A 14534-nucleotide genomic window follows, 5' to 3' on the forward strand; every position below is an offset into this window, starting at 1 on the left:
GAAACGCCAAACCATCTTGAAACCCAAAATGGATGCCTTTTTTGATTGGTTACGGGAACAAGATCCTTTATCCGGCAGCAAGTTAGGCGAAGCGATACAGTATGCTTTGACATACGAGTCCACGTTTCGCACGGTCTTGAAAGATGCGAAACTAGCGCTTGATAACAACCGAGCCGAACGCGCCATCAAACCCTTCGTGATGGGAAGAAAAAACTGGTTATTCAGCGCCACCTATGAAGGAGCGACAGCCGCTGCGATTATCATGAGTATCATCGAAACAGCGAAACAAAATAACCTCGTTCCCGAAAAATATATCACTTATTTACTCGAAGAACTTCCTAACCTTCCCACCTTAACCAATGAGGAAGATTGGAAGGCTTATTTGCCATGGCGTTCCCACGTCAAAGAACGTTGCCAGGAAAGAACGCTGCCAAAGCCACGAAACAAGAAATAAGGATAAATCTCCCCAACCCTTCTGTTCCTCTTTCTAGAACAGTTTATCGCAGGGTTGGGGATTTTTCTATACACTTGAGTATTGATCGCTTACACTATAACTTTCTCTTCGAACAGGCAAAGTCATGAACGCGTCTAATACGGCAGATTCATCCTTAACAATGCTTCTTATTCTCCTCAGCAATGTTTCATTGCTAAGCGGTTCGGTTAGTTGAATCGATTTATTTAATATAGTATTGGCCCAATTTATTGCATTATTTTTTTCTTCGGTCGATATATCCCCATCCACATAGACATATTCAGGGAACCTGCATTCAAATAAACAAGCGATTGCTAATACGTATTTATGATGAGGGAATCTCTGCGTCTTGCCATCAAAAACATAGACATTATCTATAGGTATTTCAAGCTCGTTAGAAAGCACATACTTATTAAGGGGAACAGCTAGAATATCCCGACATTTGACATTCTCCTGATCTTTATTTCCGTAATTATATTGCGTTATCTTTCGGTAATTTTTTATATCCCGGTAAATAGCAAACGATTCTGCACTCATCATTGTTGGATAATCGCCAAATATATGCCACCCTAGTTGATTTTTATCCAATATTACTTCATCCGAGTAAATCCCGTATTGCCAAGGTTCCTCATAAGAATCCCAGTCCACGTTATCATCCAAAAAAGGGTAAGCCCTTACCAATTCCAACGATTCTTCATAAACCGCCTCCCAATCCTCCTGTTTGATCTCATTTGGCAGTACATTCATATAAATATAAACACCCATCTAGATCCTCCTTTAATGATTGTAATAACAGCGAACCTTATGGAGAACTTCCAAAAGGTTCGCAGCAGACCTTTGAGCAAACTCTAAAAGTATTTTTCAAGTAAACCTCGATTATTCAATATGGCCTTACACAAACTATTCACTTTTATCTCGTCTGCTTTTATCGCCAAAATACTAAATACGACATTCATCAAATGCGTCTGGTTGATATTTTCTATATAATAATCCCAGCATTCTTTTCGTATCAGAAAGTAACGATTCGATTGGATCAGACAGTTTATTTTGTCTTGGTCCGACGATCCATTAAACCTGTCGAACGTCTCTTTCTCATTCTTTTGCATTTCCATAATGAAATCTTTTAGGTTGTTTAACCGCTTCTCGATTTTTGGATGCAGTCTATCCCCTTCTTTCCACAAAATCAAATAATCGATATCACTAATATCAAATCTATCTTCTAATTCTTCTTCTATTTCTACTAAATTATCGGATAACAGTTCAAGTAAAGCATTGCCAGCGGTATCAGTTGATTTATTCTGTTCCGCATTCGAAATCGCTTTCACATCCACTTGTTCACCTAGTTTATGATCTAAAATAACTGTCACTTCTTCAGATGATAGGTTAGACTTCATACGCTCTGTAACCCCTGTCATCTGCATCATCATCTTACCAAATTGTGAATAAACAGTCTCAGGAGATTCCTTTCCTGGTTGGTTGTAGGCTATCATCTCATCATCAAGTCGGTCTTTTCCATCATTCCACTCCAGGGATAAGACGGTTTCCGCAAAGTCTTTTGCATCATACTGACAGCCTTTTTCATCAAGTACGCAGATTTCACAGGCCTGTTCGATAGGAAAACCTAAATTTAAAAAATGGCTTAAAGAACTACGAAATCCCATCGTGTTTACATCTAATTGTTTAAATCTTTCGGTAAAATAGCTGGTGATGACCTCATCATTAAATTGCCTTCTTATCATCTCTCCCAGCCGAAAATCCTCTGCTTGCAAATTTAACGACATAAATGCCTGCAACGTGCTCTGCTCATCTTCCACTATCCGGTTTATTCGTTTCACTAACTTCTCGTTATCTGCCCGCTCTGTTATTTGAATCGGCTGCTTTAGTACGGTATTGGCCCATTTCACCGCTTTATTCATTTGACCGATGGTGATATCCCCTCTCACCACGACGTGTTCTGGAAATCTGCATTCAAACAGACAAGCGATGGCCAGCAGGTTGTTGTGATGGGGGTACCCTTGCGTTTTTCCATCAAACACGTTGACACTATCTACAGGAATTTGCCTCTCATTCTCCTGGTAAAACACTTCTCTATTAATCAATTTCGCTAAAATATCAGGACAAGCCTTCTTCATTGGATGACTATATCGGTAGTTCTCTATATTACGGTAAAGAATAAAAGATTCCGCACCTTGCATCGTTGGATAATCGCCAATCAGATGCCACCCTTTTTGATACTGATTCAATTCCTTTTCTTTCGTGTGCAAGGCATATGCCCAATTTTCCTGATAAGTATGTCTGTCGACTTCCCTACTCAAAAACGGATAGGCACGAATCAATTCCAACGATTCTTCATAGACCGCTTCCCAATCCTCCTGTTTGATCTCATTTGGCAACACATCCATAAAAATATAAATACCCATCTTGCTCTCCTCCTTAAATTTATTCCCTCCAACTTTTTGTTAATTGACATTATACTAGAACTATTTATATTTCACCAGGAATATACGTTCTCTTTTTTAATCAATACACAAATAGCTAAAGGATAGATTGGGCTTTCAGCGCTTCAAAACAAGATTTCAAGCGAAGACATTTATATTTTCCTGCGCTAAAATCTCATTTTCATCATAAGTTTCACAATAAAATCATTTATAATTTACCAACAAAAAGTTGCAGCGAAATACCTAATCGGCATGAATTTCGCTGCAACGAATATACAATAACTAATTCTATTTTGTATTAATTTAATACACATAAATCCCTTGACCCGTCTGTGCCCCTAGTATACTTTTACGATAAGCCAAGCCAACTCGCTTTGACGAGACCGATTCAAAGCCTTGGAACAGATGACCATTTTTCTCGACTGAATCTTCCAGGATCGTCGGGCTGACATGATTAATTCTGATCCCGCGAGGCATTTCAATCGCAGCGGACTGAACAAAAGCACGTACACCACCGTTCGCCATTGCGGCTGAGGCTCCTTTTACAATCGGATCATCCATCAGAATACCGGTTGTTAAAGTGAAACTGCCCCGATCGGTTACAGCGTCCATGCCAAGCAAAACTAAATTCACTTGTCCAGACAGTTTACTCTGTACAGCGACTTGATTTTGTTCGGGTGTCATTTCTTGCAATGATCCATAATGTTCTATTCCTGCTGTATTCACCACCGCATCGACCTCGCCCACTTGCTCATACATCTGTTGAATGCTTTCTGTAGACGTCAAATCTACGGTGATGTCTGATTGATCAATCCCTGCCGTAATAATCTCGGCCTCATTTTTCATTTCTTTTTCTACAATAGAGCCTATCGTACCGGTAGCTCCAATCAATAATACTTTCATCCTATTACCTCCATTACATTAAAAACTATTTTAACACGATACCAATAGCTAACCCTGCAAACAAGGCAACAATTCCCACCAGATAAGAGGCACCTATGTAGCTAAAAAAGACTTTATACTTTTCTTCACGCAACAATTCCATATTTTCAACATTAAAAGTAGAAAAAGTAGTGAACGAACCCATAAACCCCATGCCTAGCAAAAGAGCCATCGCTGAACCAAGGCTTAAGCTAGTGAGTATACCTAATAAAAAAGATCCGAGCATATTAATCAGAAAAGTAGGCGTAGGAAAAGACGAACTTGCTTTTCGTTTGAGCCAGGTTGTCATTAGCGCTCGAGCTAATGCACCAAACGCCCCACCAATCGCAACCAACATAACATTAAGCACCATTACGCCACCCCTCTTTCCATGTTAGTAGCACTTGACTGATCTGATAACCTAATAAAGTTGCTGCCAAACCACCAAACAAACTCGCTAAGATATAACCCGCCGCACTAAGATAGGCACCAGCTTGCATCAGCTCTGCCGATTCCAATGCAAACGTAGAAAAAGTAGTAAACGAACCGATAAAGCCTGTTCCAATGGCAGAAGTGACTTTCGGTGACATAAATGGCAATTCCACTACAAAACGAGTGACAAAGGCGAGCAAAAAACAGCCACATATATTAATCATCAAAGTAGCTAATGGAAAACTCCCAGCATTGATAAACAATTCCAAGCCATATCTGGAGGTAGCACCCAGCATGCCGAAGATCATTAGTAATAGATAATACATTTTACCCCAACTTTCACACCTTCTACAATGTCATAACTGCACTCATTCTTTCACCATTATATCCCTTTTCATTAGTACGTCACAAGGGTTGCTTGCATTCATCCCCTCACTATCAGCTTATCAAGCGATGACGTTGCTTACGAAACCACCAGACAAATAATAAAATAGCGGCTGCCATCCAAATAAGAGGTACAATCAGTGAAGACATGAAAGGCTGCTGTAATTGAATCTGTTCGATCCCATGATGGAGATGATAGTTGGGAAGGACGGCGAGCCATTTCCACTCATCTGGTTGATTACTATTCATCAGTAGTCCTTCGACAAAGAAATAGAGTAGCATAATAGGCATACCATACATACTGAGTTCGATCGTATTTTTCGTTTTTATTCCTAACATCAATCCTACAAGCTGTATTAATATGATCAAAGGCAGTGTCAACAAATAGATGCTGATACAGGCTAATAAACGGTCACTATGAAAGAAGAAAAAGGCAATTAACACGATGGAAGTGATCATAAAAGTGATAGCCATCTTAGCTAGAAACATTATCTTGAATGAGACATTTGCTTGCGACAGTCGGCGGCGTGTCTTTTGTTCATATTCCTCCACTACCATATTTCCCTGCATATACATGGTTAACATCAAGAGGATAAAGGCGATGAGAAACGATAGTTGCAGCTGCTGTCCCGGAATAAATGAAAACACGGTTACAAAAGCGATCGAAGACATCATATTAAAAAGAATCTGTCCATTCCAGCGCAAATCACACATATCTTTATAGATTAAAGCCTTCCATTGTTTTACAGCCATTAGTCTCTCCCTCTCTGTCATAATTGAATTTGTTCTTTCAGCTTACTGTAATTCGCTTTGGATAAAGGTATCGTACTTTTTGATGGATTATCCAAGCTCAAACTGTAACTGTTTTTACTCCAAATAATAATCTCGCGCACCCGCTGTAAATTAACCAAATAAGAACGATGACAGCGAAAAAAACCCAATGGTGACAACCTTTCCTCTAACGTCTTAATCGTATTAGAGGAGGCGAATTCCTCATTATTAACAAACAAAAAGGTGTGTCCTTCACGCGCCTCGATGTAATCGATCTCCAAAGGATGAAAAAGAAGCAGTTTATCTTCCACTTTGGCACTTATTTTCTCCAACTGCACCTGTGTGCTTGCCGTCTCTTCCTCCTGTATTTCTTCTCCCACCTCTCCTGTGTCCTCTTCCACTTTATGTACACCTCGAGCCGAATAACGATAAACCTTACTTCCCAGTCGAATCGCTTCTTCTAACGTTGTGGTAAAAAGAAGAACAGCTCTACCCTGTTTTGCTAAGTATACCAGCAAATGATGAAGGACATGCTTCGATTGTAAATCTAACATCAGCGAAGGATCCTCAAAAATGTAGACTTCAGCTGGTTGAATAAGCGCCAGCGCTAACTGCAGCCGGCGCTGTTCCGACAGTGTCAGCTGTTTCGTTTTCTTGGACACACACGATTGTAGCTCACACAGATTCAAAATTTGCTCTATATCTGCTTGTTGTCCGTACAATTTGCTCCAAAAACGCAACATTTGCTGGACGGTTAAACGTTTGTATAAACCATCCGTTTGCTGATACAGATAGATTGATTGAAAACCAGCTTCCGGTAAGGTAATCATGTCTTTTTTGATCTGTTGTGGATGATTGAACAAGTCAAAAGCGTGCTGGATATATTCATTTTCTGTCTGAACAGCAATAATCTCACCATTGGGCACGGACAAGCTCAATTCTGGCAAAAGTACGGTGTTTTGCTCCACTTTTATTAGCTGGTTAAAAGAGAAAACCATAGATATGCTCCTTTTTGCAATGCTTATTTCTTTCATCATAGCGCAAAAACAGGGAATAAAACAATAAGAAAAAGTATCGTCTTACTTTTCTCTTCCTTTTATAAAGAAAGAAAACACGATGATAACAGCTATACAAAGAAAACCACCGGGAATCATCCAACCTGGCACCTTATAAATTGGAAGTATTGGTAAAGCTTGAGATAACCCATCATAAATGACCAAAAACGGAATAATCGCCAGCAGTAACATAATAAGTGACACAACGATTTGTATCCATTTTTTCATACTGATGGGTTCCTTCTTATGAAAATGGATGAAAATTCGACAGTTGTTTCAAAAGCTTGCACGCATTCCATATAAAACGCCTCCTTTATTTTCTGCCTTTAGTATAAGGCGGAATGATCATCATCACATTATTTATCGAGTGAATAAAAGAAAAGAAGGCATGAACGGTACTTGTGCTAAAGTGAGTGGTACTTATTTCAAAGTGAAACAGCTGTAAAAACAGTTGAATGGACAACAAGCACACGCAGATTATCGGATACGTGAGAAAAGATAAATGCTCTCTTATAAAACGGTATTAGATTTGTTATTACTATCATGGAGAAGAAATACAAAAAACAGCAGCCATTCAGCCGCTGTTTTCAAATCATATCTGTTATCGCGCATGTCTCCCGCGATTTTCACTACGATCTTTTTTTAATAGCTTGATAACCCCATAGATAACCAAAGCAATCACCGCATACACGGCAAAGAAGACAACAAACCCCCACAGTCCCATTACAGCGTCCGCAAACTCCATATTTCCACGCTGCGTATAGGCCTGTTGGATTTCGATAGCAAAAGCGAGCACCACCATCACTGTAAAGGTATAGAAAAAGGAAAGCGTCACAATACTCCATTTCATTTTCGAAATAATTTTAAAGACCACATAAACAAAAAAGAATGTGATCATTCCTAAGATACCAAATATCCAAAAGTGCAACTCTTTATCTGTCATATTTACGCCAACCATATCAGCAATTGCATCATGAATATAGTTGATGATATCAACAAGTAATAGAATAGCTTCCCTCATAAGATGTCCCTCCGTATCCACCACCAATTTAACTTATCATCTATTATACGTTGCATAGCAGAAATCACCAAGAATTTTCATTTATTCCAAACGACAAAATGACGATCTCTACATGATAAGATCGTCATTTTGCACTAACTTACTTCCGCCATTACCCGGGAAATACCGGCAGTTTCTCTAAAAAGATAATATCCTCCCGATCAGCTGCGTCTCCTTCTGCTAGAATCGCAGCCTTTGCTACGACCTCTGCTCCTGCTTGCATAGCCAATTCTTCCAGCGCACGCAGTGATTCTCCTGTGCTGATCACGTCATCAATAATAGCAACCCGTTTTCCTTGTAGCTTGGAAGCGTCCAGTCCATCTAAGCATAGCACCTGTTCATTAGTCGTGGTGATGGAATTAACCTGATGGACAAGCGGATCTTTCATATAAGCCTTAACACTTTTTCTTGCGATAATGTATTGATCCATCGCTAATACTCTGGTAATTTCATGGATCAAAGGAATTCCTTTTGCCTCAGCGGTTAGAATATAATCCACCTCCGGCAGTTTATTCGCAAGTAGTGGCGCCACATGACAAACCAATTCGGTATCACCCAAGATAACAAAGCTGGCAATACGTAAATCATCACTGACTGGTATAACCGGTAATTCTCGATTCAGACCTTGAATATGTAAGGTATAGGTATCCAATCTAAACTCCCCTTTCTAAAATCCAAATAAACGGATCAAAAATTCAATAATAACCCCTGATAACATGCCGATAAAGGGATCTGTGATTGCGGTAATCACCATCGTCATTGCTCCTACAATGGTTTGTGAACCCTCCGCTTCTAGTAGTGCAGCTTCTGCATTTCCAGGCAGTGTTACAATGGCTCCCAAAACAAAAAGGAAGCCAGCAATCGATGCCGTCGGAATATACTTACCTATTTTCGGAAGAAATTTAAATAACAGGATCATCGCCATGATGGCCATCATTAGTACACCTGCCCATACCGGATGAGGAGCACTTGCTGTTGCCGAGATGACGACTTCTACCGGTCCTCCACCGAAGAAGGAAGAAGCCATATCTGCCAAGCTACTGATCATAGCCAGCACATCGATATTGACATCCCGTGCAGCAATCGAACTATTAATATTCCCGAACGCAATATTGGCACCAATATTTAAGCAGACCATTGCCAAAGCCCCACGAATAACCATCGGATTAATCACAAAACGAAGCCGTTGAAACTTATCATTTACAAATGGCTTGTTGACCTTCTTTTCTTCCTCTTTACTCGTGAAATAGGCAACAACACTCGATAACACGACCGAAACCGTAATCGTATAAACGAGATCTTGGGTTGCCATGTAGGTGATTAATCCTGTTGCAAAGGATACCGTTCCAGGAATTTTGTTATCCTTGGCCATATCCCAAGCCACTTTGGTTAACATGATGCCCACACCTGCCATCATACCGTTTGTGATTACCGGCCCAATCCAGCTCATAATCTTTTCCAGCAGACCAAAGGCACCAATAAGAAACATGACTAGTGCCCCAAAGAAAATCATTGAAAGTCTTTCACGAATGTTTTTCCCCATGGACCCGGCAACGGTGATTGTTTCCGCTTGAAAAGATATCACCGCAACGGAACCTGTCACACTATTGCCCAATGCACCAACAATAAAAGCCATCGCAGTCGGAACAGAAGCAAAACCAAATGCTAATGCTAATAGTCCCTGTGGAAGTCCGTTTAACACACCGCTTAACGCGGCAAGCAAATCTTTTAATATGTCCATCTTTTCTCTCCTTATCTTTCGTTTCTACGATACTCTTTGATGGATAGGAGTATTTACCAATTTCGATACACAGGACAAAAAGCGATGATACCAAAATAAATACAAAAATCGCCTACTTTTAAGATAGACGATAATAACAAAAGCTATTGTATAGATAACATGAGAAACAAAAAATGACTTGTGTCTCTCCCAATGTATCCACCGTCCATAGTAAAGCAATTATCGGTTGCTTCGTAGAAACTCCTAGACCTTATTACTAGGATTATATGATTTCATTTTACTCTATGAAATTTATCATAGTTGCTAGGTTATGGCAAGATGGAAAACACAAAAGAAGAATGAAAAACTTTATAGATGAAGTGCCTTTTGCAATTAATTTCAAAATGTTTTCCTTTCTTTCTTTCATTCGAAAGCTACATAAGCGCATCTTCTTCCTCTTTCGACAAAAGGGAGCTGGTTTCATAACCGCCCCCTTTTCACATTTACTGATACAATAGCACTTTTCCGATACAATCATTTATCTGCAAGTTTTTTTACGTCTTCTTCCGTTAATTTCGTGATTTCTACTACCTGACGGGTGGACATGCCTTTCGCCAGTAATTCTGCTGCGATTTCTTTTCTTCCTTTTTCTATCCCCTTTTCTATTCCCTTTTCTATGCCTTTTTCTATGCCCTCTTCTTTCCCTCTCTCAAAATAAGAATTCGGCAGCTGCATGACCACTTCTTTCTCCTCTTCTGGAAGCTTTTCCATTTTCTCCATCATTTGTTTTTCCTCCTCTTCGCTCAAATTTAAATACGTCTCGAAATATCCATACAAGAATTCCAGTTGCGCCGGATTGATTTTCATCCGAGTAATCATGCGTAAAAATTCCAGTTTCACCTGGACACGCTCATGTTCTTCATAACCCATCTGACTGATTAATGCTGCTGCAGCCGGGTTGTTTGATTCGATATATTCTTTCCAGTTTTTGTGTTTTAATTGTAATTTTAGATAACTAAATTGAAGTACTTCCTGAGTCGGTGTATCGATTTTGAATTGTGTCGGTACTTCTTCTTTTCTATTATAACTCAAAACGGCGATGGGTTGAATTGGTTTGCGGTGCTTGGCGTATAGATAACTGAAGTAGAGAAACATCCTTTCGGGGAAATCCGCTTCATGAGTGGATTGTGCTTCGGTGTGAATATGTAGGATTTTGTCTTCATGATGTAATTTTACTTCGGCGAGAACATCGATTTCCCTCTTGTCACCTTTTAGGTAATCCATGTAAACTTCCTGCTCAAGGAATGTGACATCGGAGAAATCAATGTAGGGGTGAAGGTTGGGGAAAAATTCTGCGATGAACTCTTCAAAAAACTCTTGTATCAACTTTTTTGTCAGTCGATCATGCTTCATGTAGTCTGCTTTTTCTTCTTGGATAATTGGTACGGTAAGCAATAGAACACTTCCTTCTGTGTATTATCTGTCTTTTAACAACGATACGAAAGTAAAACCAGGCCCAACTTTCTAAAACCATTTTACAGGTACGGAACATGGGATCATCTTGCTTTAATGAAAGATCAGTAAATCCATGCAGGTAGTATTTTTGATTATCTTTGAATATTTTCTCTTTCTCTTATATGTTTAGATTCATGAATTGGGCCATTACCTTGTTGATCAAGTTATTGCGGGGATCCGTAGAGACAATATAAGGAATTTAGCAACCTATTTATTTCGTTTACTTGGTTATGAGCTTTTTCATTTCAAGTTCCACTATATTCTGTGATTTTTGGTACTTTAGATAGACTGCCATCAGCCAAGTTTTCTTCATTGCAATGATGTAATAATGTTTTTTTGATCAGTCGGTGTGACTAATTAATCTCAGCTGGTGTATCTTGCCTTTTTCAACCTCTTTACATCGGTTCTGGTTGATACAACATCATCTGATAATATCGAAAATTTATCATCTAATATATCGATCTTCTCTCCCAATCTTTCCTCGACCGCATCTATTTTCGTGCTCAATGTTTTTTCTACGGTATCTATCTTTTTATTTAGTCTTTCTTCTACCGCATCTATCTTTACATCCAACGAGTCTATCTTCGTATTCAATCTTTCTTCTACCGCGTCTATCTTATTGTTCAATCCTGTAATGTCTTTAGACAGCTCTCTGATTGCTAACATAAGTGCTTCGTTGTCGATCACTTGATGGTTTTCGTTACTCATTTCTTCACCTCCTAGCCTGCTGTGTTTATTATCTATCACTGTCCATTATAGCGTAAAAACACGTCGATTACATCTCCATTTTTTTTGATTTTCTAACTCAAAAACTACTAAACTTGTCATCATATACCTATTTTCCCTCTATCATATTGCGCTTGTCGCTATTGAAAACACGAATACGATAAATATCTAAATATTTTTCACCCTACGCAATCTACCAAAATTAAACTGACTACATTTGTTTTCAGAATATGTATCACTCAGAAGAGAAACAACTTCAACTAACATTAATTCCCATTCTTTTTTTCATCAAACTTTCACATTGGCGGGGTAAGATAGATAGGAAGATGTTTGGAAATGGAGGAACCATTTGATGGTAATAACAAGTAAGCTCGTTGCGGTAGGAAGCGTGGTCGCCAGTTTCTTAATAGGGTGTCTTTTGTTTTATATCATGGGAAACACATCTGCAGCGCATAAAAAGAAATATATCAGTGAAGTGATTTCCCAATTAATTAATGTGGTGCTATTTATATGGGGCTGGAAAATTATCTTGCATTTTTCCCTTTTTCTTTCTGATCCATTAGCGGTGCTGGCTTACCCTAGTGATGCCATCGCTCTTTATCTTGCTGTGTTCTCTATTGCCCTGTTACTCCTGTATAAACAAAAACAAAAAAAGCTTTCTTTACTATATTTTTTAAATTCCTTTGCACCTATTTTCCTGACCGCTTCCTTTTGCTACGAATTTATCGAGATTACGTTACATCATAATGGGAACGCAGTTGCACAACTTGCACTTCTTACCTGCTTAATTATTTTGTATTTTTTCCTACAGGAGCGATGGTCTGTTCCAACACTGCTATTGTTACTGTTACATGGGTGGTCGTTTGGCATGATTATCTTGAATTTGTTACAGCCAGTTATTACTAGCTTTGGTTATACGATGGACATCTGGTTTATTGGTTTATTCTACATAACGATGTTAGTTTGTTTTTTTATTTATCAAAAAAGGAGCGTTACTAATGGGAATTATTGAAACAGATACGATGCTGCTTATCGGTATGTTCTTAGCAATGGGAGCAGGAGCTTTGTCCTTCCTGTCTCCATGTGTGCTACCGATTTTCCCAGCATATATGTCGTATATTACTGGAATAAGTGTCAAAGAGTTACAAGGAGACCACGATGTCAACATTTGCAGACAACTATTAAGTCATTCCTTTTTCTTTCTACTCGGCGTCTCCTTAATTTTTATCAGTTTGGGTGCCAGCGCTTCTTTCTTCGGACAATGGATGCAGCAATTATTAATCGGGAATTCCGGACTGTTGATCCAACGTATTGCGGGTATTTTCATTGTCTTTATGGGGTTTTTTGTGGCTGGTTGGATTACGATACCAGCTTTAATGAAAGAAAGACGTTTCCATTACACCAAAAAGCCAGCTGGATTTGCTGGCACCTTCTTTGTCGGTCTAGGTTTTGCAGCAGGCTGGACTCCTTGTATTGGACCGATCTTTGGCTCCATCCTGCTACTGGCAGCCTCCAACCCAGGACAAGGAATATTCTATACGATCATGTATGTGATTGGCTTTGCGTTGCCGTTTATTGTGTTAACTTTTTTCCTTGGTTCAACGAAATGGATTGCACGTCACAGTGGAGTGATTATCAAAATTGGCGGCGCACTAATGATTGCCATGGGACTGGTATTATTTTTCGGATGGATGCCACAGATTTCTACTTTTTTCCTTGATTTAATACAGGATACATGGTTATCACGCCTAGGTTGATAAGGAGGAATATATAATGAAGAAAACTATTTTTATCGTAATAATGCTGGGCATGTTTGGCTGGGCCATCTTTGCATTTGTCAACAACTCGAATCAACAGGAGGCAGAAGAAGAGAACCTGCAAGGAAATCGTATCACTACTCCCCTACAGCAAGGATCTGAGGAAGTGACGGAATCGGATGAAGTTGGACTGGAACAAGGACAGATCGCACCTGATTTTGAGGTGAAAACATTAGAAGGAGATACGGCTCAATTGTCAGATTATCGCGGGGAACGTGTTTTTCTTAATTTTTGGGCCACCTGGTGTCCACCTTGCCGAGCAGAAATTCCCGATATGCAAAAACTCTATGACGAAAAGGATGTGGAAATTCTGGCCGTCAATATGACTGCGTCAGAAAGTGGGCAGCAGGTTGTCGCTGACTTTGTCGATGAATTCGACATGACCTTTCCTGTGTTAATGGATCCAGAGGGCGACGTCTTGGATACTTATCAGGTCGTAGCCTACCCGACCACCTATATGATTGATTCGAATGGAAGAACGCAATTCATCTCTCTCGGTGCCATGAATCATGATCAAATGCTGCAACAGTTGGAAAGAATGGAGTAACAAACTTATGATACGAGGTGTATAGCAATGAAAAAAACAATCATGCTTGTTATTATGTTAGGAATGATAGGCTGGGCCGTGTATGAGTTTGTTTTCCCATCGGATGAGGCATCAACAGGGCAAGCAGTCGAAGAAGAAACAGTTGAATCTGGAGTGAACTTGGACAATGATTCAGCAGACCAGTCAGAAAATGAAGAACAAAAAGAAACAACCGCATCAGAACCAACAGTAGGGCTAGAGGTGGGAAACCTTGCGCCTGATTTTCAGTTGGCAACATTAAGTGGGGAAACGGTAGCTTTATCGGATTATCGTGGCAGTAAGGTGATGCTCAATTTTTGGGCAACCTGGTGTCCCCCCTGTCGTGTAGAAATGCCTGATATGGAAAAATTTCATCAGGATACGGAAATAGAAATTTTGGCGGTGAATTTAACAGAAACAGAGCCTAATACGGAGCAAGTTCAGCAATTTGTCAATGAATACGGCTTATCGTTTCCGATTTTGCTGGATGAGGTAATCGAAGTAGCAAATACCTATGCCATACAGCCAATCCCCACTTCCTTTATGATTGATTCAGAAGGGATTATTCAATTCAAAACTTTCGGTCCCTTGACGTATAACCAAATGGTAGCAGAGATGGAAGGTATGGATTGATCCGCTATGGTATGATGAATGGCAA

Annotated in this window: 18 protein-coding genes and 1 riboswitch; of the genes, 5 read left to right on the forward strand and 13 right to left on the reverse strand. The window is 39.6% G+C overall.

Annotation, left to right across the window (positions count from 1 at the left end; genetic code table 11):
• Positions 1–454, forward strand: a 454-nt coding sequence (locus BN6556_RS01105) for an IS66 family transposase (protein ID WP_148436635.1), incomplete at its 5' end; no start/stop codon positions are given.
• Positions 455–520: 66 nt separating this feature from the next.
• Here the strand turns inward: BN6556_RS01105 and BN6556_RS01110 are convergent.
• From BN6556_RS01110 to BN6556_RS01175, 13 genes are all read right to left on the reverse strand, one after another.
• Entirely contained in the window at positions 521–1237 is a 717-nt protein-coding gene (locus BN6556_RS01110; protein ID WP_066186089.1) for a hypothetical protein, read from the reverse strand.
• 83 nt (positions 1238–1320) lie between these two features.
• Complete coding sequence (locus BN6556_RS01115) at positions 1321–2892, reverse strand: hypothetical protein (RefSeq protein WP_066186091.1); 1572 nt, start codon at positions 2890–2892, stop codon at positions 1321–1323.
• 321 nt (positions 2893–3213) lie between these two features.
• A complete protein-coding gene (locus BN6556_RS01120; protein WP_066186094.1) occupies positions 3214–3813 on the reverse strand; it encodes a short chain dehydrogenase in 600 nt (199 codons plus the stop codon).
• 25 nt (positions 3814–3838) lie between these two features.
• Positions 3839–4204, reverse strand: coding sequence for a fluoride efflux transporter FluC (locus BN6556_RS01125; protein ID WP_066186095.1), 366 nt, complete (start codon positions 4202–4204; stop codon positions 3839–3841).
• Positions 4194–4589: a fluoride efflux transporter CrcB gene (gene crcB, locus BN6556_RS01130; protein ID WP_066186096.1), complete on the reverse strand. Its 396-nt coding sequence runs from the start codon at positions 4587–4589 to the stop codon at positions 4194–4196. The genes BN6556_RS01125 and crcB overlap by 11 nt, the downstream gene beginning before the upstream one ends.
• 112 nt (positions 4590–4701) lie before the next feature.
• Positions 4702–5400, reverse strand: coding sequence for an ABC transporter permease (locus BN6556_RS01135; RefSeq protein ID WP_066186099.1), 699 nt, complete (start codon positions 5398–5400; stop codon positions 4702–4704).
• Positions 5401–5417: 17 nt separating this feature from the next.
• Entirely contained in the window at positions 5418–6416 is a 999-nt protein-coding gene (locus BN6556_RS01140) for a LytTR family transcriptional regulator DNA-binding domain-containing protein (protein ID WP_161485663.1), read from the reverse strand.
• An 81-nt stretch (positions 6417–6497) separates the two neighbouring features.
• A complete protein-coding gene (locus tag BN6556_RS01145; RefSeq protein WP_066186101.1) occupies positions 6498–6701 on the reverse strand; it encodes a hypothetical protein in 204 nt (67 codons plus the stop codon).
• A gap of 373 nt (positions 6702–7074) precedes the next feature.
• Positions 7075–7494: a hypothetical protein gene (locus BN6556_RS01150; RefSeq protein ID WP_066186104.1), complete on the reverse strand. Its 420-nt coding sequence runs from the start codon at positions 7492–7494 to the stop codon at positions 7075–7077.
• Positions 7495–7645: 151 nt separating this feature from the next.
• A complete protein-coding gene (locus BN6556_RS01155) occupies positions 7646–8185 on the reverse strand; it encodes a phosphoribosyltransferase family protein (protein ID WP_066186106.1) in 540 nt (179 codons plus the stop codon).
• Between the two features lie 15 nt (positions 8186–8200).
• Positions 8201–9274: a SulP family inorganic anion transporter gene (locus BN6556_RS01160; RefSeq protein WP_066186109.1), complete on the reverse strand. Its 1074-nt coding sequence runs from the start codon at positions 9272–9274 to the stop codon at positions 8201–8203.
• Positions 9275–9462: 188 nt separating this feature from the next.
• A riboswitch (purine riboswitch) is annotated at positions 9463–9564 on the reverse strand.
• Between the two features lie 223 nt (positions 9565–9787).
• Complete coding sequence (locus tag BN6556_RS01170; protein ID WP_205410306.1) at positions 9788–10708, reverse strand: Rpn family recombination-promoting nuclease/putative transposase; 921 nt, start codon at positions 10706–10708, stop codon at positions 9788–9790.
• Between the two features lie 423 nt (positions 10709–11131).
• Complete coding sequence (locus tag BN6556_RS01175) at positions 11132–11476, reverse strand: hypothetical protein (RefSeq protein WP_066186114.1); 345 nt, start codon at positions 11474–11476, stop codon at positions 11132–11134.
• 370 nt (positions 11477–11846) lie between these two features.
• Between BN6556_RS01175 and BN6556_RS22355 the strand changes: the two genes are divergently transcribed.
• From BN6556_RS22355 to BN6556_RS01195, 4 genes are read left to right on the forward strand one after another with little or no spacing between them, the layout of a single operon-like run.
• A complete protein-coding gene (locus tag BN6556_RS22355; protein WP_066186117.1) occupies positions 11847–12506 on the forward strand; it encodes a hypothetical protein in 660 nt (219 codons plus the stop codon).
• Positions 12493–13251: a cytochrome c biogenesis CcdA family protein gene (locus tag BN6556_RS01185; protein ID WP_066186122.1), complete on the forward strand. Its 759-nt coding sequence runs from the start codon at positions 12493–12495 to the stop codon at positions 13249–13251. The genes BN6556_RS22355 and BN6556_RS01185 overlap by 14 nt, the downstream gene beginning before the upstream one ends.
• A 16-nt stretch (positions 13252–13267) precedes the next feature.
• A complete protein-coding gene (locus BN6556_RS01190; RefSeq protein ID WP_066186125.1) occupies positions 13268–13858 on the forward strand; it encodes a redoxin domain-containing protein in 591 nt (196 codons plus the stop codon).
• 27 nt (positions 13859–13885) lie between these two features.
• Positions 13886–14509 carry a redoxin domain-containing protein gene (locus tag BN6556_RS01195; RefSeq protein ID WP_066186128.1) on the forward strand — a complete coding sequence of 208 codons (624 nt, stop codon included), beginning with the start codon at positions 13886–13888 and terminating at the stop codon, positions 14507–14509.
• The last annotated feature ends 25 nt before the right edge of the window (positions 14510–14534 follow it).

The sequence above is a fragment of the Gracilibacillus timonensis genome, from assembly GCF_900086715.1.
GTDB classification, from domain to species: Bacteria; Bacillota; Bacilli; order Bacillales; family Amphibacillaceae; genus Gracilibacillus; species Gracilibacillus timonensis.